The organism is Methylophilus aquaticus (assembly GCF_030769565.1).
GTDB lineage: Bacteria > Pseudomonadota > Gammaproteobacteria > Burkholderiales > Methylophilaceae > Methylophilus > Methylophilus aquaticus.
Window position 1 is genome coordinate 82,259 of the sequence record NZ_JAVCAP010000020.1, and the last position, 19,463, is coordinate 101,721.

The 19,463-nt window shown below is 52.2% G+C and carries 14 protein-coding genes; 6 read left to right on the plus strand and 8 right to left on the minus strand.

Translation table 11 applies throughout. The features are described from left to right. Positions 1-42: 42 nt before the first annotated feature. The 7 genes from Q9291_RS09725 to Q9291_RS09755 all read right to left on the minus strand — a co-directional run bounded on the left by Q9291_RS09725 (position 43) and on the right by Q9291_RS09755 (position 5,254). Entirely contained in the window at positions 43-333 is a 291-nt protein-coding gene (locus Q9291_RS09725) for an EscU/YscU/HrcU family type III secretion system export apparatus switch protein (protein ID WP_306389850.1), read from the minus strand. Next, positions 320-1,423 carry a flagellar hook-length control protein FliK gene (gene fliK, locus Q9291_RS09730; RefSeq protein ID WP_306389851.1) on the minus strand — a complete coding sequence of 368 codons (1,104 nt, stop codon included), beginning with the start codon at positions 1,421-1,423 and terminating at the stop codon, positions 320-322. Before fliK ends, Q9291_RS09725 begins: the two co-directional genes overlap by 14 nt. After that, positions 1,424-1,756: a flagellar protein FliT gene (locus Q9291_RS09735; protein WP_306389852.1), complete on the minus strand. Its 333-nt coding sequence runs from the start codon at positions 1,754-1,756 to the stop codon at positions 1,424-1,426. A gap of 1 nt (position 1,757) precedes the next feature. Further along, positions 1,758-2,258, minus strand: coding sequence for a flagellar export chaperone FliS (gene fliS / locus Q9291_RS09740; RefSeq protein WP_306389853.1), 501 nt, complete (start codon positions 2,256-2,258; stop codon positions 1,758-1,760). Between the two features lie 81 nt (positions 2,259-2,339). Further along, a complete protein-coding gene (gene fliD, locus Q9291_RS09745) occupies positions 2,340-4,007 on the minus strand; it encodes a flagellar filament capping protein FliD (protein WP_306389854.1) in 1,668 nt (555 codons plus the stop codon). Positions 4,008-4,040: 33 nt separating this feature from the next. After that, positions 4,041-4,385 carry a flagellar protein FlaG gene (locus Q9291_RS09750; protein WP_306389855.1) on the minus strand — a complete coding sequence of 115 codons (345 nt, stop codon included), beginning with the start codon at positions 4,383-4,385 and terminating at the stop codon, positions 4,041-4,043. 71 nt (positions 4,386-4,456) lie between these two features. Continuing rightward, positions 4,457-5,254: a flagellin N-terminal helical domain-containing protein gene (locus tag Q9291_RS09755; RefSeq protein WP_306389856.1), complete on the minus strand. Its 798-nt coding sequence runs from the start codon at positions 5,252-5,254 to the stop codon at positions 4,457-4,459. A 474-nt stretch (positions 5,255-5,728) separates the two neighbouring features. Here Q9291_RS09755 and aepX point away from each other — a divergent pair, with 474 nt between their 5' ends. The 6 genes from aepX to Q9291_RS09785 are packed head-to-tail and all read left to right on the plus strand — an operon-like array spanning position 5,729 to position 11,701. Then, on the plus strand, positions 5,729-7,027 hold the full coding sequence (gene aepX, locus Q9291_RS09760; RefSeq protein ID WP_306389857.1) for a phosphoenolpyruvate mutase: 1,299 nt from the start codon (positions 5,729-5,731) through the stop codon (positions 7,025-7,027). A gap of 13 nt (positions 7,028-7,040) precedes the next feature. Further along, complete coding sequence (gene aepY / locus Q9291_RS09765; protein WP_306389903.1) at positions 7,041-8,216, plus strand: phosphonopyruvate decarboxylase; 1,176 nt, start codon at positions 7,041-7,043, stop codon at positions 8,214-8,216. After that, complete coding sequence (locus Q9291_RS09770) at positions 8,209-9,198, plus strand: aminotransferase class V-fold PLP-dependent enzyme (protein WP_306389858.1); 990 nt, start codon at positions 8,209-8,211, stop codon at positions 9,196-9,198. Before aepY ends, Q9291_RS09770 begins: the two co-directional genes overlap by 8 nt. Next, the gene (locus Q9291_RS09775) at positions 9,195-9,608 is read left to right on the plus strand and encodes an adenylyltransferase/cytidyltransferase family protein (protein ID WP_306389859.1); all 414 of its coding nucleotides are present in this window, start codon (positions 9,195-9,197) and stop codon (positions 9,606-9,608) included. The genes Q9291_RS09770 and Q9291_RS09775 overlap by 4 nt, the downstream gene beginning before the upstream one ends. Continuing rightward, the gene (locus Q9291_RS09780) at positions 9,605-10,303 is read left to right on the plus strand and encodes a class I SAM-dependent methyltransferase (protein ID WP_306389860.1); all 699 of its coding nucleotides are present in this window, start codon (positions 9,605-9,607) and stop codon (positions 10,301-10,303) included. The genes Q9291_RS09775 and Q9291_RS09780 overlap by 4 nt, the downstream gene beginning before the upstream one ends. A 6-nt stretch (positions 10,304-10,309) precedes the next feature. Continuing rightward, positions 10,310-11,701 (plus strand): CDP-glycerol glycerophosphotransferase family protein, encoded by a 1,392-nt coding sequence (locus tag Q9291_RS09785; RefSeq protein WP_306389861.1) that lies wholly within the window; start codon positions 10,310-10,312, stop codon positions 11,699-11,701. A 127-nt stretch (positions 11,702-11,828) separates the two neighbouring features. Here Q9291_RS09785 and Q9291_RS09790 read toward each other — a convergent pair whose 3' ends face one another. Next, on the minus strand, positions 11,829-19,334 hold the full coding sequence (locus Q9291_RS09790; RefSeq protein WP_306389862.1) for an O-linked N-acetylglucosamine transferase family protein: 7,506 nt from the start codon (positions 19,332-19,334) through the stop codon (positions 11,829-11,831). Positions 19,335-19,463 lie beyond the last annotated feature (129 nt).

The following is a 19,463-nucleotide window of genomic DNA, read 5'->3' on the forward strand; positions in this document are numbered from 1 at the left end:
CACACACGCAAGCCCGCGTCGCAATGCTGTGTGGTCACTTTCCTAGACGGCTGGCGGTTCCCGTTGCTCGCCCTGTTCCAACTGATACAACCAAGCCAGAATCTCTGCGATTGCCTGATAAAGTTCTGGTGGAATATGCGTATCCAGCTCTACCTGCATCAGCAACCCTAACAATGCCTGCGACTCATGCACAAAGACTTTGTGTTCTTTGGCCAGCGCAATAATACGTTCGGCAAGCAGCCCTTTACCTTTAGCCACTACGCGTGGCGCCAAATCACCCGCTTCATAAGCTAATGCAACAGCCGATTGAGTATAAGTCTTAGCCGGACGCATAAGACGCATCCATGCTGATTTGCAAAGTGTCCAGAGGCAGTCCTGCCGCTTGCATGCTGCCAGCCAAGCGCTTACGCGCTGACTGCATTTGGCGGACGCTGTCAGAGGCCTCGGCTTTGATCTGTACATTGAACCGGCCATTGACCATGACAATACGCACGGCCACCTCACCCATCTGTGGTAATTGCAGTTTCAAATCACTCTGCATAGTGTTCAGCGCTGGCGCTTCTGACGGGTGTGGCGAAGCATCACGCTCTGCCACCTCCCAATGCATGTCTTGCCCTGGCCACACCTCACCGTGCCACACTACCCGCTGTTGTTCTAGTACCTGCAACTGCTGCGCGACCATTTCAGGTGGCATAAACTGCGGTTTATTTTGTGGTTCTTGCAATAATTGGTGCCATGACCGACTACCCAACGTCGCCTCTTTCAGATGCGACTCATAAAACAGCCCCGAACTGTCCAGCGCATGTTTGAGATCTTGCGCAAGTACCTGCGGCTTTTGAGGGGTGTGTGTGACAACGGCTTTTGCCTGCAAGGCGGCTGAATGCTCATTAAACAATGGAGAGTTAATCCAGCGGTGCAAGTACTTTGCCGGGCTACTGAGCTCAACCAGACTAGCCTGCCCCAAACCCGCTTGCGATGCCTGTAACAGTTCAGCATCAGAGGTAGAAGACTGCGCCATCTCATGCTGTAAACCTGCCGCTGAAGAGGCCACTGCCGAACGTGTTGCCGGCAACAGCCCCCAACGCACTTGCACATCATCCTTGGCAGGATGGGGTTGACCCATATATTGCATCTGGATGGATTGCTGCTGTGCCAGTTGTGCAGGCAATTGCATAAGGACAACCGCAGGCGGCTGGTTTGGCAGGTTAAGCTGCACTTTAAAAGTGGCCAGAGAAGAAGCTTCAGTGGCTGGTTTTTCCTTGCCCAGAATCACGCCTGTAAACTGTGTACCTTGACGCAGACGGCTCCACAAAGGAGGTTCGGACTGTGCGCCCTCGACTGGCAAAATAGACGAAACAGCAGACAGACTCTCGGCCTCGAGTGGAACAAAACGGGCACTTAGCGTCTGCGGAATCGGGATCATTTACAAAATATCCGGGGGCATGCGCGCATGCAGCTGCGCATCAAAAATCATGTCCGTAATCCGGTGCATCACCGGATAAAGCAACTGTCGAATCTCGCCATCATCGGCCAGAATTTTCTGCACCAGTACCTGCTTGCGGGCATTCTGGTCTGTCGTCAACACCACTGACTGCATCCTGAGTGACTGCTCCAGTGACTTGATGACTTCGATTTTGAGCATATAGGACTGCTCAAGCTCGGTGACTTTCTCCCAGGCATCCTGTCTGGCTGCAAGCAGCATCTGCGCCATCATCTTGGCAGCAGATTCATAGGTATTAATCAGTGCTTGTGACATCTTAAGCTCCGGCAGTGGCGAAACGCTGTTGGCCCATGTGCTGTACTTCATGTGTTTTCTGGGCAACCATCTGACCCAAAGACATTTCAGCTTGTGCCGGACGGGTCACAGCCGCCTTTTCCAGTGTTTCCCAAGCGGACTTCAACGCCATCAGCAGTTGCTGAATTTCTTGCACTTTTCTGACATCCTGACGCACACTGGCTTCCATCAGGCTACGTGTCATATATTGATAAAGCTGGTCCAGATTTTGTGCAATCTCACCACCGACACGCTTATCAAGGCAAGCACGCAAACCACTGTCGACAATGGTCACCGCTTGCGTCAGGTACTCTCCTTTTTTGGCAATATCATGCTGCGCCATCGCTTGCTGTGCATGTATGCATGCAGAAATGGCACCGTCATACAGCATCACAATTAACTTTAACGGGCTGGCATCCACCACGCCGGTTTCAAGCCCTACGCTTGCATAAGCATTCACACCTGATTTTTTCATTCCGAACATTTTTTACTCCTGAATTCTGCTTAAAAGCGTATGGTTAGCGATAGTTTGCCAGGCACCCTCTGCAGACTGCTACCACTTAAACTAACTGTTATTACTGATAGCTTCCAATTGTGAGGTCAGGTTACTGCTGGTACTTTGCATGCTGCTGAGCAAGGCATCCAGTTTCGCATACTGCGCACGATAACGTGCTTCAATAGAAGGCAACTTGGCATTAATATCATCGGCTTTTTTGTTCAAATCTTTAATCGAAGATGAAATACCGTCTGTTTTTGTGGTCAAGGCACCATCGGTATCCAGCCAGCCATCCAGCAAGCTGCTGAGCTCCCCTGCCAGGCCTTTGCTAAAGGTCACGGTACCACGACTGCCAGTCGCAGTCCCGGTGACGCTCAGTTGCAGCCCATAGCTGCCATTGCCGGTCACACCCGTGAGCACAGAACCCGTGGTATTGGCCGTCACGCCGTTAATCGTACCAATCGCATTGACACCGTTACCGCCCAGTTGCGTAATATTCACCGCATAGGTGCCAGAAGCCGTTTCATCCTTGCTACTGATAAATGTCACCTGCGAATCGGTAGAGGTCGCCGACGGCGAGAACAACTTGGCCACATCATTGACGTTGTTGGTAATGGCTTTTTGTAATTTCGTGCTATCCAGCGATAACGACCCATCCGATCCCATGCTGACCCCAATATCGCTCAGGGTTTTATAGGTGGTGGCTGTTGGCGAAGAAGCCGATAACATCGACTTTAACTTGACCATGATGTTGCGCGCCGTTGAATCTCCTAGTAAGGCACCATTCGAGGTCGACCCCGCCGACACAAACTTGGTCAGGTTGCGCATACTGGTATTCAGGGCGTTATATGCATCCACAAAGCTTTGTACAGAGCTTTGGATGGTATCCGTGTCCGTGCCCACACTCAGCGTATTACTGGCCGAGGTGACCGACTTCAGCGTCAAGGTGACGCCTTGAATGACATCAGAGACTGTATTGCTCGCTTTACTGATACTCATGCCATCTACATTGAGCAAGGCATTTTTCGCCGCGGTCATTTGCGTCATGTTATTACTACTGGCCAGCGGATCATAGGCGAGTGCAGACAATCCGCCAGTGTCGGTGTTATTACCATCATCATCGGCCACCGATATTTTGAGGCTATTCACCTCCCCGGTGTCTTTAGAAGTAATCACCAGGCGATTGCCAGTACCATCATTGACAATAGACGCCGACACAGACGCGTTTTGCGCATTGATCGCATCACGGATGCCTGACAGCGTATTGTTGCTGCTGGTAATGTCTATGGTGAGATCCGTCTTGTCGGCATTCGCGGTAAATGAGGCAGGTGCAGTCCCGGTCGTGCCGAAGGAGATGGTGAGTTTGCCGGTGCCCACAATATCGGTCGCGCTGCTATAAGCAGGCGATGCCAGTTTTTGTGAGGTCGCCAGTTGCGTGACTGACACACTATAGTTACCAAGCACGGCAGTCCCGTTTGCAGTAGCACTGATGCTGGTACTGTCACTGGCAGTCACCGATTGCGCATTGAACTTGGCCGCAGTGGCCAATTTGTCGACCGCAGTCTGAAAGGTACTTAATCCACTTTTGAGCGTGCTATAGGCGGACAACTTGGTATTGTAGGATGATATCTTGGTTTGAATATCGGTGAGAGGTTGCTGTTCTGCCTGCATCTGTGCACTGACAAGACTGTCAATAGGCAAGCCTGACGCCCCAGTAGAGGATACAATCGCTGTCATTTTTAATCTCCCAACCGTTATTTAAACGCAATATCAGGCTGTCTGTCGTATCACCAGCCCACGTAATTTATCCAGCGTTTTACTGATGGCCAGCACCTCTTCATTGGGAATCTGGCGGAGTACCTTTTGCGTTTCAGTATCCACCACTTTCACAATGATACGGTCGGTATCATCATCGATAGAAAACTCTATCGTTTGTAGCGCTGGCGCTACATACTCATTTAACTTTTTGACTGCGCCGCTTAACGCAACTTTGTCATTCACATCAACTGTAGTTTTATCAGAAGATGCCTCGGCATATTTCACCAGCTTCAAACTGCTGGCTGCCTGTATACCCTGCAAACTACCACCTACACCAGTTACAGATGAGTCACTCATGATGTTGCTCCTTTTACCTAGGCCAAATCCACAGGCCTAGACCTGTGGATTTGGCGTTACCGTGTGATGGATTAACCTCTCAGTAATGTCATCACTTGGTTAGGCAACTGGTTCGCTTGAGCCAGCATCGCAGTACCCGCTTGTTGCAGAATCTGTGCACGTGTCATCTTGGCAGTTTCTGAAGCGAAGTCTGCATCAGTGATGCGTGACTTGGCAGCAGACATGTTCTCGGAAGCTACGCCCAGGTTGGTGACCACTGAAGCAAAACGGTTTTGGTAAGCACCCAATGTCGCACGGTTGGTGTTCACTGTCGTCAATTGTGCATCAATCGCAGTAATCGCATCTGATGCCGCATCAGCGGTAGACAAGGAACCACTCAATGAAGCCGCTGCCACTGAAGAAACACTGATCGTGTCGCCGCTGTCAGCACCGACCTGGAAGTTATAACCTGAACCGAAGGCAGCCTGACCGTTAAATTTGGTGGCTGTACTCAAACGAGTCAGCTCATCTTTCAATTGTGTAAATTCTGTATCCAGGTTTGCACGGTCACCAGAGCTGTAGGAGCCGTTGGCTGCTTGTACAGCCAGTTCACGCATACGTTGTAATGCATCAGTTGCGCTGCTCAAGCCACCTTCTGCAGTTTGCAGGAAAGAGATCGCGTCGTTTGCGTTACGTGTTGCAACATCCATACCACGCACTTGTGAATCCATACGTGTTGAAATCGCCATACCAGCCGCATCATCTTTGGCGCTGTTGATACGCAGACCAGAAGACAAGCGTTGAATCGAAGTATTCAGGCTGCTTTGTGAAGCAGTTAAGTTACGTTGTGCATTCAGGGATGCCAAGTTTGTGTTAATTACTGAAGCCATGTTAAGTCTCCTTTAAGAGTCGTGTATCACGTTAAGTGTCAAATTGTCATGTTACTTTCAACGTTGATCGCTTGTTACTTACTGTTAGCTATTCAGCGTTGTTAGTGTTGTTATCGACCGCTTTGAAAATTTCTTTAATGTTTCGCTTTATTTTCTTTTCGTTCGATCATGCCCTTGAAACTATTTACGACCCCTCCACAAAAATCTTTAGCCTTTAATTAAAAATTGCACACAACTGTTTATAGCAATCAATTTTATAAAAAGAAGTGCCCTCACCATTAACCGAGCTAAACACATATTCAGTCTTAATTCTGCTTTTCAAGGTGCCTGTTTGAGCACATGCCTATCGCACAAGATATAAGGCTGGTTTTCAGCGTTTATCTGCAAATCATTTCCGCGCAAAGCCACCGATAATCAGGCTAACCATTTCGCATACCTTATATAAGGTATCAAAAGACTACGAAGGAGTTATGCATGGCATCAGTTTATGTAGGGATGACAGTAGACATTCTGCATCACGGCCACATCAACATTATTGAGCAGGCCAGAAAGTATGGTGATGTCACGATAGGCCTGTTATCAGACGCGGCGGTGGCAGACCACAAGCGCCTGCCCTACCTGACCTATGAACAGCGCAAACACATCGTTGAAAACATTCGCGGCGTGGTTAATGTGGTGACGCAGGAAGAATGGGACTACGCGCCTAACCTGCTCAAATACAAACCTGACATCATGGTGCATGGTGATGACTGGCTCGAAGGTCCTTTAGTGCCTTACCGTGAGCGCGCGCGTGCCGCTCTGGCAGAGTATGGCGGCCACCTGATTGAAATCCCCTACACCCGTGGCGTGTCGTCCAACGAAATGCTGGAACAAATCCAGGCGTTGGGCACCACGCCGGATATTCGCCGCCGGACGTTGAAACGATTACTGGCAGTCAAACCGATTTCCCGCTTTATTGAAGCGCACAATCCGATCTCGGCCTTGATTGCCGAACATGTCACGGCCCAGCGCAATGGCAAGACCTGCCAGTTTGATGGCTTCTGGTCGAGCTCACTCACCGACTCTACCGCCCGCGGCAAGCCGGATATCGAAGCTGTGGAAATCAACAGCCGCCTGTCGAATATCAATGACATTTTTGATGTCACCACCAAACCTTTAATTATGGATGCCGATACCGGCGGCAAACTGGAGCATTTTGAACTCAATGTGCGCAGCATGGAGCGCCTGGGCATTTCGGCCACCATCATTGAAGACAAGATCGGCCTGAAAAAGAACTCTTTATTTGGCAATGATGTCCCGCAACTGCAAGATGAGATCGAGCCGTTTTGCGAAAAAATCATGGCGGGGCGTGCTGCCCGCGTCAGTGATGACTTTATGGTCATTGCGCGGATTGAAAGCCTGATCCTGGAAAAAGGCATTGCCGACGCGGTCAAACGCGCACAAGCCTATGTGGGTGCAGGTGTGGACGGCATCATGATCCACAGCCGCCAGAAAGCACCGGACGAAGTATTTGAGTTTGCCAGGATTTTTAAATCGGAATTTCCAACCACACCGTTAGTCTGCGTACCCACCAGCTATAACAAAGTGACTGAAGAAGAACTGGCTGCGCATGGCTTTAACCTGGTTATTTATGCCAACCACATGATGCGTGCCGCTTACCCGGCCATGCAGAATGCAGCGATGGAAATCCTGAAAAATGGCCGAACAGCTGAAATCGAATCCAGTTTGATGTCGATTAACGATGTGCTGGAACTGATCCCAGGCACTAAATAAGCGGAGCGTGAAAATGATACATGCCGAGGATTTTTTAAACGCATTGCAAACTGAACAGGTACAGTTTTTTGCCGGAGTACCTGATTCATTGTTAAAAGAGCTGTGCGCATGCTTTTCAGACAAACTGGCCGCAGGCCAGCATGTGATCGCCGCCAATGAAGGCGGCGCCATCGGTCTGGCGATTGGCCATTACCTGGCCACACACCACCCTGCCCTGGTGTATATGCAGAATTCTGGCATCGGCAATGTCGTCAACCCGATTGCGTCACTGGCGGATCCGCAGGTGTATGGTATTCCGATGTTATTGGTGATCGGCTGGCGTGGTGAAGTCGCTGAAAATGGCGAACAGATCCATGATGAGCCGCAGCATGTCAAACAAGGTCAGGTGACTTTATCTCAGCTCGATGTGCTGGATATCCCTTATCGAATCCTGGCTGATGACATTCAAACCGCACATGCACAAATTCAAGCATTATTAACCCAGGCAACTGAGCGACAAGGTCCGGTTGCCCTGGTGGTACGCAAGCAGCGCTTTGCACCCTACAAAAAAGCCGAAACCAAGCCTGAACCCTTAGCTACACTGGCAGAAAAATTGCCAACGCTGGAAAGCCGCGAGCATATGATCCAGCATATCGTCAGCGCATTACCCGCAGAAACTGCAGTAGTTGCAACCACCGGCATGGCTTCCCGCGAATTATTTGAATATCGTAAAGCCCAACAAGCCGGGCATGGCCGAGATTTTCTGACGGTCGGTGGCATGGGACATGCCTCACAGATTGCCTGCGGCATTGCCCTCGCCCAGCGTGACAGACAAGTCGTATGTATTGACGGCGACGGTGCCATGCTGATGCATATGGGCAGCCTGACCATCAGTGCCCAGCAAACCAACCTGCTACATATTGTATTGAATAACGGCGCCCATGACTCGGTCGGTGGCCAACCGACCGTAGCGGCACAACTGACATTGTCCGAGATTGCCAGTGCTGCCGGTTATGCGCAGGTCTACAGTGTTTCCGGCCCTGAACAATTGGGTCGCGTATTGCAAAATGTGCTGAACAGCGGCAAAAGCAGTTTTATTGAAGTCCTGTGCCGCAAAGGCGCGCGCGCAGACCTGGGTCGTCCGACACGAACGCCGGCCCAGAACAAACAAGACTTCATGCAGTTTTTGACCGAGGTGGAATATGCCTGAGATCAGCGTGCACACCCATGTCGCGTCGCAAAATGCGCGCAAAGTGCTGTTTACTGCTGGCCCGGCCAGTCTGCTGGATGAAAACTTGCTTGGCCTGCGGCCCTGTTTTGGTCGGGGTGACCAGGATTACAGCCAGGTTGAAGAGGCTGTCCTGACTACCTTGAAAGCCATGACGGGACACGCCCATATTGCGCGACTGCAAGGCTCGGCCAGTCTGGCGCTGGAAATCGCCAGCCTGAACTTTTTAAACGGCAAGGTGCTGGTGATAGACAGCGGCTACTATGCCCAGCGACTGAGCAGCTTTGCACAAATGGCACAACGCACTGCGGGCGAAGTGTCATCAGTCGCCGTCTGCGACTGGCAACAACTGGCGAGCGTGCAAGAGCCTTATGACTGGGTGGTGGCCTGCTATACCGAAACCAGTGCTGGCCTGTTGTTACCAGTGGCTGAATTACGCGCACTGGCTGACCGTGTCGGCGCCCAGTTGATGCTGGATGCCACCGCTTCGATCGGCCTCGAAATCGATCATGGCCTGGCGGATGTGATTGCCTACAGTTCCTGCAAAGGCCTGTTTGGCCTGACAGGTGCCTCTTTTATTGCTTTTCACCAGCCGCCCAAACATGAAGTGGATTCATTTTACCTGAACCTGGCCACGCACCTTGAGCGCCGTATGACCGGCCCTTATCACGCCATTGCTTCTTTGTATGAAGTCTTGCCCAAGCACGCTGACTTGCGCGAAGCCGTGTTTATCAACAAAGCCCGCATGCTGAAAAAGATTGCGGGCTATGCCACCCATCCGGCGCATTACCAACCCGCTTTATGCACCTGGGTAGACGCCCAAGTGACCAGCCAGGACGCACGTGCTGTGCTGTATCAACCGCGCGGCATCAGCCGTGGCAGCGTTGTGTGCCATTTGGGCGAAGCACATTTGGGCAGCCAGGCCCGCGGTGATATTCTTGATTTACTGGAGCTACAGCCATGACGCACTCCCAAAAACGGATTATGGTCGATATGTCAGCCACGCTGATCCACCACGGTCATGTACGCCTGTTAAAGGCAGCCAAACAACTGGGCCATGTCGTGGTCGCCCTGACCACTGATGCAGAAATCCGCGCCAAGAAAGGCTATGAGCCGGAGCTGGACTATGCCGCCCGTGCCGAAGTGTTACTGGCCATGCGCGATGTTGATGAAGTGGTGCCCAGCCCCTGGCTGCTTGACGAAGCCTTTTTACAACAACACAAGATCGATGTGCTGGTCCACGGCCATGACAACAGCAACCCGATTGCTGCAGATAAACTACATCTCCTGCCGCGCACGGAAGGCATCAGCAGCACGATGCTGCGCGCCCGTGTACTCAAGGCAGTCAGTCAAAAAATGGAAGCGAACACATGAGTAATATTTGGCAACAGATTTGGGAAAAACGCAGTCTGCAACCGCAACATCCCATAACCCTGGAAACATTGATTGCACTGGATGGTTTTGACAGTGGCGCGGGCAAAATCAACCCGGCAGACTGGCAGGAATATACCCGCCGCATCAGTGACAAGCTTGCGCTGAAGTCAGGACACTCAGTATTTGAGGTTGGCTGTGGCGCAGGCGCATTTTTATATGCCTTGCGACAGCAGCATACCCTCACCGTGGGCGGGCTGGATTATGCTGCCGGACTGATTGAAGCCGCGCAACAGGCCATGCCGGATGGAGACTTTAAAGCACAGCCTGCGCAATCCATGGCCACCGATACCCGATATGATTTTGTCATCGCCAACAGCGTGTTTCATTATTTTGATGAAGCCATGGCCACCCAGGTGTTCCAGGCCATGTGGCAAAAAGCCAACATTGGCGTGGCCATTCTGGATATTCCGCACGCAGCCACCAAAGAAGCCTGCGAACGCGCCCGGCGCGAGGCGCTGAGTGAGGCTGAGTATGAAGAAAAATACCGTGGCCTGCACCACACCTATTACACTCCTGAGTGGTTCAGCCAGCAACTGCCGGACAAACCGCATCAGGCATTTGAAAGCTGCGTGCCCAATTATGCACAAAGCCAATATCGCTTCAGTGTCATTTTTTCCAAACGCTTGCATGGATAGACCATCATGACGACAACTACATCACACCAGCCTGTGTTCACTTTTTTTTATACCGACAACTGCGAACGCCAGGCACTGGCACCGGTTGCCGATGAAATTGCCAGCAGAGGCTACCCGATTCAATGGAGCACTGACTCCAGACAATATGCTGAAGTCGGCGTGTACTGCGAGCATGCTTGCAAACCCAATGCCGGATTTTCAGTGATTCTGCTGCACGATCTGGCGCAGCGCCATGATATCTGGCCGCACTTCTGGCATCATGAACCTTGGAGCGCGTTTGATATGGGCATTGTGCCCGGCCCGGCCTGGGTAGAGCGCTGGCAAACACAAGCCAATTTCAAACAGGCACAGCCCAAACTCGGCATGTTTGACCTGGGTTGGCCCAAGGCTGACCTGGTCTACCGCAACCAGGAAACCTTTAAACAGGAAGCACAAAAGCTGCGCGAGCAACTGGGGTTGAAGTATGAACACTCGATTTTGTATGCGCCATCGTGGGAAAACCATGGCAAGCAGGATGAATTTGTACAGAGCCTGAAAGACTTGCCAGTCAATTTACTGTTAAAGCAGGCCCCGTGGTCAGATAAATATCGCTGGGTACTGAATAATATCGACGAAATGGATGCCCTGCACAGAAACTGCGCAGACAATGTCTATGTGGTTGATCGCGAAATCAGCATCATGTATTGCCTGGGCCTGGCCGATGTCATGGTGTCGGATGAATCCAGCGTCCTGACCGAGGCCTTGTTGCTGGATGTGCCTGGCATTGCGGTGACCGACTGGCTGATCCCGGATACCAATCCACCACGCCCGGCCAGCGTGCCTTATGACTATGTGATCAAAACAGTCAAAGCGGATTTACGCCGGACCGTAGAAGATGTATTGAAAAACGCGGCCGTTTATCAGCAACAGATCACGCAAAACAAGCAGCACCAGTTTGCCCATCTGGGGCAAAGTGCCACCTTGATTACGGATAATATTCTCGCCGCCCTGGCGGGTGAAACCGCCTTGCCCACACCCGCGATCAAATCCCAGGTTGAGATTGACCGCAATACCTATCACTATGCCGAAAAACTGGCCGCCGAAGGCGATATGAAATTGTCTACCCAGGTCATGCTGGAGCTGATTAAAAAAGAAAGTTGCTGCTGGGAGCCCTACAACGACCTTGGCACTTTACTGGTGAGCCAGGGCCAGTTTGAAGATGCCGAACTGCTGCTGGAAAAAGCGGTGCTGCTAGCACAGGAGAATCCGGCGATCCCGCTCAGCAACCTGACAGAAGTGTATTGTCTGCAACAAAAGGCCGACAAAGCTCTGCTCACATTGGCCAAACTCAGCAAGTACACGCCCAACCCTGGCGGCTCGATTCCGCATATACGCCGTTGCATGGAAACCATGTTTTAACAGCGTCTAGATCAGTGATAAAAAAACCGGCCACTTGAGTGTCGCCGGTTTTTTACTGCCTGTTCTTTGAGGCAGTAAAAAAGCATGTGCATCGCTGCACATGCTTTTGTGAGGTGACTGCCAGCGTTTAGGTAAACAGTTGGCGCACAGGCAGCACCGCCCGCGTAAACTCGGCTGTCAGGCTGTTCACCACATGTTCAGGTGCACCCTGCGTCATATTCTGCAAACGGTTAAACACGCTGATAAAGGCCTGCAACTGATCGTCCCGGTAATAATAGCCATTGAGTTCAAGTGCAGCCAGGGTCAGGCTGCCAATATTGGCAGGCGTGCTGGCATGCGGTTTGCCGCAACTGCGTACGCGATGCAGCGTGAGGAATAAACCTCGCAAGGCGACAAAGGCCACTGGCAAAGGGATGGCAAAGTCCCACTCCAGATCAAAGAAATGTCCCTGCCCGGCCTTGTCCATCACAAAGTTGGTCGGAGTGGCATCAAAATACTGGGAAGGCAACAAGGCAGAATAGCCAGCAAATTCCGGCAAGGTTTTGCCGCCGGTTTGTGCCGCAGCTTCCAGGCCCTGTAACCACGGGGCTGCCCAAGCTGCCAGTTCTTCCACACGCCAGCCAGGGCGATTCATCAGCTGGGTCAGCTTATCCATCCATAGCTGGCCGCCATGATAAGGCGCATGCTCCCAGTCGGCTTGCAACAGTTGTGCGGTTTCGCCGGTATTGCGTGTACGCGTCACCAGGCCTTCCGCCGCGTTGATAAACTGGGTTTCCTTACTGAACACGGCCTGGCGCTGACAACCATAATGCGCTGCCAATACATCCGGATGCAATTTGCCTGATTGACGCTGTGGATAAGCCACAAACATAAACGAATTAGCAACATCTTCGACCAGATTATTGCGCGCAATCACCTGCCAGGCGTTTTCCAGTGAAAAGGTTGGGTGACGTGGCGATTGCCTGTCGTGTACCACAGAGCCAGCCGCTATTGCACCGACATCCCAGCCAGCCGCACGATGCGCCTGATTAAAGCCTTCAGGGTAAATCACGCTGACCGGGGTTTTGTAGTCTGGCAATGGCACATAGAGTTCTGTTGTTTCAAAGCCCACACTACGGATCAATGCATCCAGTTCAACACGGCCAAAGGTAATCGGGCTGCTGTTGCTGTAAGAGTCATTGATGCCATACATGGCTTGTCCCATATGATCTTCAGGCGCGCCGCAGAAATATTTAAGTCCCAGCTGATTCTCAATCGCGACAATCAGCATGCCATCTTCCTTGAGAAAAGACTTGGCCACTTGCAGCAAATAGCGCAGAGGATCAGCTTCTTTGACATAGACCTGCGCGTATTCAAGCACACCGATCAGGGTCACCACATCAAATTTTTCGTCAGTTTCAAACGCCTGGATCAGGTCAGAATAAATCGTCACATTCTTGAGATCAGCACAACGCTGGCCAATCACGCGCGCACGGTTCGGGCTGCCTTCGAGCGCCACCACTTCACCGCCCAATTCACCCAGAAAGCGGGTAATGGCACCACAACCCGCGCCCAGTTCGAGCACTTTGCCTGCGGCGATTTTATCGGCAAACGGACGCAGCAGATTGGCGCGTTGCGAGGTCAAGTGATAATAACTTGGCCAGTCAGTGGCTTTGGCGGCCAGCTCACTCGAAAACACACTCTTGTCGCGTGACTGGCGAATCATGTCGTACAAACGCTGTTCGGCATTGCCTACATCCTGATACCCAAACGCCTCGCTCTGGGCACGCTGGTAAAAGTTGTCTTCAGCGCGATAAATATAAGCACCCTTGGTGACGACCGCAGCGCTTGCGCCAGACACAACTGCTGCTGGCTGGCCATATTGCTGTTGCAATGCATCTGCCTCCGCGGCAGCCAGGCCATTTTGGCGGGCAAAGGTAATCACATCCAGCACTTCGCTGTGCGGGGCTGTCAGCGCCAACACCTGAATATAAGCTTGCCAGTAGGCGGCTTGCTTGGGTGACAGAATCACTGCCTGTTCCAGGAGCGGCAGGACTTCTTCGGTTTTGCCTGCTTGTTGTGCCAGCAGGCCCAACTGGAAATAAGTCGCTGCATGCTTGGCATCAATTCGCAAAATTTCCTGATAAAACTGCATGGCCTGGACAAAGTCGCCTTTTTCCTGCATTTTTAGCGCGAGCTGAAATACTTCGGCAATCGAGTCTTGCAGTGCGTTCGCCGGTGCAGCTTGGGGGTTAAGTGTTGTGTTCATAGAGATACCTTTATCAGTGGGTTCAGTCACGACGGCCGCAACAGAAGGTGCTTGCAGGGTTAAAGAAGGAATAGCAAAGCTGGTTGCAGTTTGGCCCTGACACCAGCGCTGCCACATCTGGCGCATCGCTTGTGATAAGGCCTGTGCCAGTGGGCTTGCTTGTACCAGCGGGGATTGGGCAAAACGTGTGCGTAAACTGGCACGTAATTCGGCCAGCCCTTGCAGATCAGCCAAGGCGAGCTGCGCCTGTTGTTCATATTGCTGTGGATTGACAGCGATAAATGCATCTAAACCGAGATGCTGCATGAGCGCCATGGCACCACGGCTGGCCAGGCGATCACCCGCGACACATAGCGTGGGGACGCCCATCCACAAGGCGTGCGCCGTGGTGGTCACGCCGTTAGACGGGAAGGTATCCAGGCACACATCGACCAGGTGATATTGCTGCAAATAGCCCAGCATATCGGTGCGTGCATAAAACGATAAGCGGTCTGTGCTCACGCCTGCTTCGGCAAACCATTGTTGCAAATGCGCATTGCCTGCTGTTTCAGCCATGCCGCCCAGTACCATGCGGCTGCCGGGGTTGGCCTGCATCACAGCCGCCCATTGCTGCACGGTTGCCTGCGTAATTTTATTGGGCCGGTTAAAGCAGCCAAAAGTAAGATAGCCATTCGTCAGCGCGGGTAAAGCATTGACCTCGGGGGCCTGCGGGTGGGCCACAAACGGCGCATTCACCGGCAACTGCACAATCTGCTCGGTAAACTGTTGATCAAACCGGCCCGGCGGCAGCAAAGCGCTGTCAGCCAGGTAATAGTCGATCGCGCGCAAGCCGGTGGTATTCAGATACCCTAACCAGCTGGCCTGTACCGGTGCCGGTTTTCTGGCAAAAGTCAGCAAGCGATTCCCTGACGTATGGCCAGATAAATCAATCAGAATATCAATCTCATCCTGTCTGATCGTCCCAGCCAGCGCGTCGTCAGACATGCTTGAAACCACACGCCATTGTTTGAAATACTGGCGCATCTCGGCAGTGACTTCGTCTTCCAGAGTGTAATTGGCATAAGCGAACAGGACCAGTGATGCATCTTGCGCCAGCGCAGGCAGCAAAGGCAGCAGGAAATGCGCTACCGAGTGTGCGCGCAGGTCAGCAGACACAAAGCCGACACGGAGCGGACGCTGTGCGTCGCGTGTATTGCTGTGTGACTGCCACTGCTCTTTTAACGGGGCTTCATACAGCGCTGCATACGCAGTGTGAGCTTCAAACAGGGCATGATGATCAATATGTTCGGCATGCGTCATGCAAAACAGCAAATTGCTAAAACAATCGGCATACTGCGGCTGTAATAACAAGGCCTGCTTAAACTGCTTGATTGCTTCGTCCACCGCACCCAGGTCTTTGAGCACAATACCCAGATTGTTATAGGCCGCTGCATAGTCAGGCTTAAGCTGGATGGCATTTCTGAAAGCTTCAGCCGCTGCGACCAGATCACTCTGGGCCTTGAGTGCCAGACCGTAATAGCAATGCTCTTCAGCACTGAGCTGATTCAGTGCCAGTGCTTTGCTGGCCGCTGCGCGCGCATCCTTTTTTTGTATCATCAATACGTCAGACAGCATTTTCCAGCCACTCAACCAGGCTGGATATTGCTGCAATAGCGTGTGCAATTCGCTTTCCATTTGCGCATATTGCTGCGCTTCAAATAACGCCAGCAAGGCCTGCTGTATTGCATCAGACGGCTGTACAGCGGTCGTTTGCACTGGTAACTGCCAGTCCTGCATCAACGTTTGCAAGGCCTGTGTATGCTGGCCGCCATTCATCGCCTGCGCCAATACTTGCTCCAGTTCGGCTGTGGCACCACTGTTTTTGAGTGCCGTCAGATAGCTGCTTAACAACTGCCACTGACTTGGGGCCAGCGCATACGCCGCTGCCAGCAAGCGCAAGGCCTCTGTTGGCTGTTGGCTGTGCCAGTAAATCAAGCCCAGATTATGCGTGGCAAGGGCATGCTGGGCATCCACCGCCAGAATCTCTTGGTAAAGCTGTGTCGCCGTCGCAAAGTCACCTTGCTGCTGCGCACGTGAGGCCAGGTCAAATACTTCGGCCATGGCTGCCTGCATCGCAGGAGACGTAGACTGTTGTACTGGCGTTGCCTCCCATTTTTGGTGGTAGTGCAGATAAGTTTCACGCCAGCGGGCACTGCCAAAAGCGCCACCACTTTGATGCGTCATCCGTACTGGCCATACGCCTAGTTTCAACCCGGCACGCGTCGCCGTACGGCAAAAATCCAGGTCATAAAAATGGAACTCAAACTGTGGGTCAAAACGCACACTGCTTTGCAGCAGGGTCTGCTTGTGTGCCGCCAGAAACACGCCATCCATGAGCTGGCATTCGCCTGACACATCGCCATAACTGGAAGCGGGCCCAAACGCATGTTGACCATGGCTGACTGCACCTCTCAGGTATTTGGCATCATCCCAGGTAAATTGCAGGTCAACAAAGCACCAGCCGGGCTGACCAGCTTGCAGCCGGGCATTTCCCGCAATGCCGATCACATCATAGTGCGTCAATCCATTCTCTAGGGTGTGTACAAAGGTATTCTCATCCAGCCACACGTCATCATGAATCATGACGAGCAAAGCATCGTCCGGGGCAGCGGCAATAGCCTCGTTAAACACCTCAGACAGGCCGCGTGTATTCTCATACGCCACCACGGGGCGCAGGCGTGCATCCTGCTGCATGTGACGCTTGAGTGAACGCCCCAGGGCAGATTCGCGCCAGAAAGCTTCTTCTGTCATGCGTGTGGCGCTCACCACCCACACTGGCTGTGCTCCGGTAAAAGCAGCTTGTACCGGAACCTGTGCCAATAACTGCTCAGCCTGCAAACAGGCGAGTTTTTGTTGCCACAACTGAAACAGTAATTGCTCAAAACCTTGTGCAAACAGCTCGGCGTTCATTAATGGTGATGCCAGCACTTGTGGCCGCAATTGGGCACGCAATGCTGCCAGCGCCTCCAAATCACTGCTCAGCGCAATCGCCTTGCTTACATACGCGTCACGCGAAGTGGCCACCCAATCCTGCAAGCCTACACAATGCAAAAAGCTGGCCCCCTGGCGGGCAATCAGTGACTCGCCCAGTAAGGTGACTGTCGGCACACCCATCCAGAGCGCCTCGCAAGTCGTCGTGCCACCGGTAAACGGGAATGTATCCAGAATCACATCAATCTGGTGATGGTTACGCAAGTATTGTTCGCGCGGGGCCATGCCAGTCAATGTGCATCTGGCAGCCGAGATGCCGTATTGCGCTAATCTGGCCAATGCCTGTTCACGCATGCGTCCGTCATTAAATGCCTTGGTTTGCCAGAATAACCTGGCTGTTGGTAACCCTTGCAAAACCTCGCCCCAGCAGGACAACACATCATCGCTGACCTTGCTGTAGTTCTGGAAACAACCAAAGGTAATGGCCCCTGTGTGCAAGGCAGGTAATGCATTGACAGCCACATCATTCGACGGCGCCGTGAAACACATGCGTGTATGCGGCAGGTGCACCACCTGCTCAGTAAATTGCGTTGCGCCCTGCGCATCAATGCTCACCGGGTCTGCAATCACGTAATCCATCACCGGTAAACCGGTGGTGCCCCAATAGCCTAACCAGGTGGCTTGCACCGGCGCGGGTTTGTGCGCAAAAATGGGTAACCGTGTGCCTCCAGACAAGCCAGACAAATCCAGCAGAATGTGGATACCATCTTCGCGAATCTGCTTGGCTGCCTGTGCATCGGTCAACCCGGCCAGTGAACGCCACTGGTTGCATAAGTCTTTCAGTTCGTGCGAAAACGCGTCTTCGCGACCATCGGTCGAGTAGCCATACACTTCCAGACGGCTGGCATCAAAGGCTTGTAACCATTGATGCAGGAAATACGCCACCGGGTGTGTACGCAAATCGGCAGAGACCAGACCAATGCGGAGTCGTTGTTCTTGTGCATGCACCTGCCAGCTATCATAGGGCGTCACGCCAGCCATCATGGCTGCACCCAAGCGATGGGCATAAGTCAGGCTTTCACTGACTGGCAAGGTATTGCTGTAGCTATTGGCAAACAGCAGGTTTCTGAGCGCCATCATGTGTGTGGGCTCAATTTCCAACGCTTTTTTCAAGGTGTCAATTGCCGTGCTCACCTGCCCCATATCCAGATATACATTGGCAAGATTGATATAGCCAGCCATAAAGTCAGGCTTGATCTGCAAGGCCTTTTCCAAGCAGGCAATTGATTCACTAAAGCGACCCAGCATGCGTAAGCTGATACTGTAATTGCTCAAGACACTTTCAGAATCCGGCAACTGCTGCAAAGCCGTTTCGAAACGCTGGCAGGCTTTGTCATAGCTATTTCTGGCATTTTCAACCAGCCCCAGATTTGCTTGTATATAAGGGTTATCGGGGTCTGCTTCCAGCGCTTTCAGGCAATAGCTTTCCGCCTCGCCATACAACTGCTGGTTAAGCATTTCGGTAGCCAGGTTATTCAGTGCTTCGGGGCTAAAATCCTGCACCTGCATGATCTGATCTAAACACGCTTGATAGTCTCTGGTACGATGCGTCACTCGATAGAGCCGGGCCAGGTTTTTCAGCAGTGACAGCTCGGCCGGACTCAACGCCATCCCAGCCAACAGCCATTGTTCTGCTTCTTCCACATCGCCGTGCTGTAGATACAAGCCACCCAGATGGCTGTATGCCTCAACGTAGTCCTTTTGAAGCGTAATCACCTGTTCATAAGTCGCTATTGCTTCCGAGGTATTGCCCAGTTGCTCCAGCGCCACGGCCATATTAAAAAAGATCACAGCGTTTGCAGGTTCAATCGCCACCGCTTCACGGTAATATTGCATGGCTTCTAAAGGTTTATCTGCCTCATGCAACAAGGTCGCCAGTTCAAAATTGACACGACCATCCTGCTGGTGAATATTCAAGCCACGTCGCAATAACTTCTCGGCTTCTTTTAACTGGCCGGTTTGCTTGAGCACGCTGGCCCAGTTGGCATAGGTCAGGCTAAATGCAGGATTTAACTTCAGTGTCTGACGGTAATATTTAATGGCCTGGGGATATTCCTGCAATTGCGCATGGACATTGGCCAGGTTATACAGCACCTCGGCATCTTTTTTCAGCGCTTTGCTTGCCTGCAAAAACGCCTCGGCAGCTTCTACCAGACGCTCCTGCTGCTGATAAAGGCTGCCCAATAACTTCCAGGCCAGGCCCTCTTCAGGAAACGTACGCGTGATCTTTTGCGCCCATTCAAGACAGGCTGGCCATTCACCAGCCTGCCAGTGCGCGATCAATTGCTGCATCCACTGCTGGCATTCAGTGTCATGAGCAGTCTTGCGATGAGCGCGCGCGGCAGAATGTTGCATAAAAGAAATTCCAAAAAATTTCTCTTATTATTGAAAAAAAACCGGGCAATCTATTGCGCAAAAAAAAGGGGAAAAGCCATTCAACTTGGCTGCTGATCATGGCATGCGCATACAAAATATGGCGCGTGA

Excerpts from the sequence above, each read along its gene's own strand:
- Q9291_RS09725 (WP_306389850.1), bottom strand. The coding sequence starts at position 333 with ATGCGTCCGGCTAAGACTTATACTCAATCGGCTGTTGCATTAGCTTAT.
- fliK (WP_306389851.1), bottom strand. The coding sequence starts at position 1,423 with ATGATCCCGATTCCGCAGACGCTAAGTGCCCGTTTTGTTCCACTCGAG.
- Q9291_RS09735 (WP_306389852.1), bottom strand. The coding sequence starts at position 1,756 with ATGTCACAAGCACTGATTAATACCTATGAATCTGCTGCCAAGATGATG.
- fliS (WP_306389853.1), bottom strand. The coding sequence starts at position 2,258 with ATGTTCGGAATGAAAAAATCAGGTGTGAATGCTTATGCAAGCGTAGGG.
- fliD (WP_306389854.1), bottom strand. The coding sequence starts at position 4,007 with ATGACAGCGATTGTATCCTCTACTGGGGCGTCAGGCTTGCCTATTGAC.
- Q9291_RS09750 (WP_306389855.1), bottom strand. The coding sequence starts at position 4,385 with ATGAGTGACTCATCTGTAACTGGTGTAGGTGGTAGTTTGCAGGGTATA.
- Q9291_RS09755 (WP_306389856.1), bottom strand. The coding sequence starts at position 5,254 with ATGGCTTCAGTAATTAACACAAACTTGGCATCCCTGAATGCACAACGT.
- aepX (WP_306389857.1), top strand. The coding sequence starts at position 5,729 with ATGGCATCAGTTTATGTAGGGATGACAGTAGACATTCTGCATCACGGC.
- aepY (WP_306389903.1), top strand. The coding sequence starts at position 7,041 with ATGATACATGCCGAGGATTTTTTAAACGCATTGCAAACTGAACAGGTA.
- Q9291_RS09770 (WP_306389858.1), top strand. The coding sequence starts at position 8,209 with ATGCCTGAGATCAGCGTGCACACCCATGTCGCGTCGCAAAATGCGCGC.
- Q9291_RS09775 (WP_306389859.1), top strand. The coding sequence starts at position 9,195 with ATGACGCACTCCCAAAAACGGATTATGGTCGATATGTCAGCCACGCTG.
- Q9291_RS09780 (WP_306389860.1), top strand. The coding sequence starts at position 9,605 with ATGAGTAATATTTGGCAACAGATTTGGGAAAAACGCAGTCTGCAACCG.
- Q9291_RS09785 (WP_306389861.1), top strand. The coding sequence starts at position 10,310 with ATGACGACAACTACATCACACCAGCCTGTGTTCACTTTTTTTTATACC.
- Q9291_RS09790 (WP_306389862.1), bottom strand. The coding sequence starts at position 19,334 with ATGCAACATTCTGCCGCGCGCGCTCATCGCAAGACTGCTCATGACACT.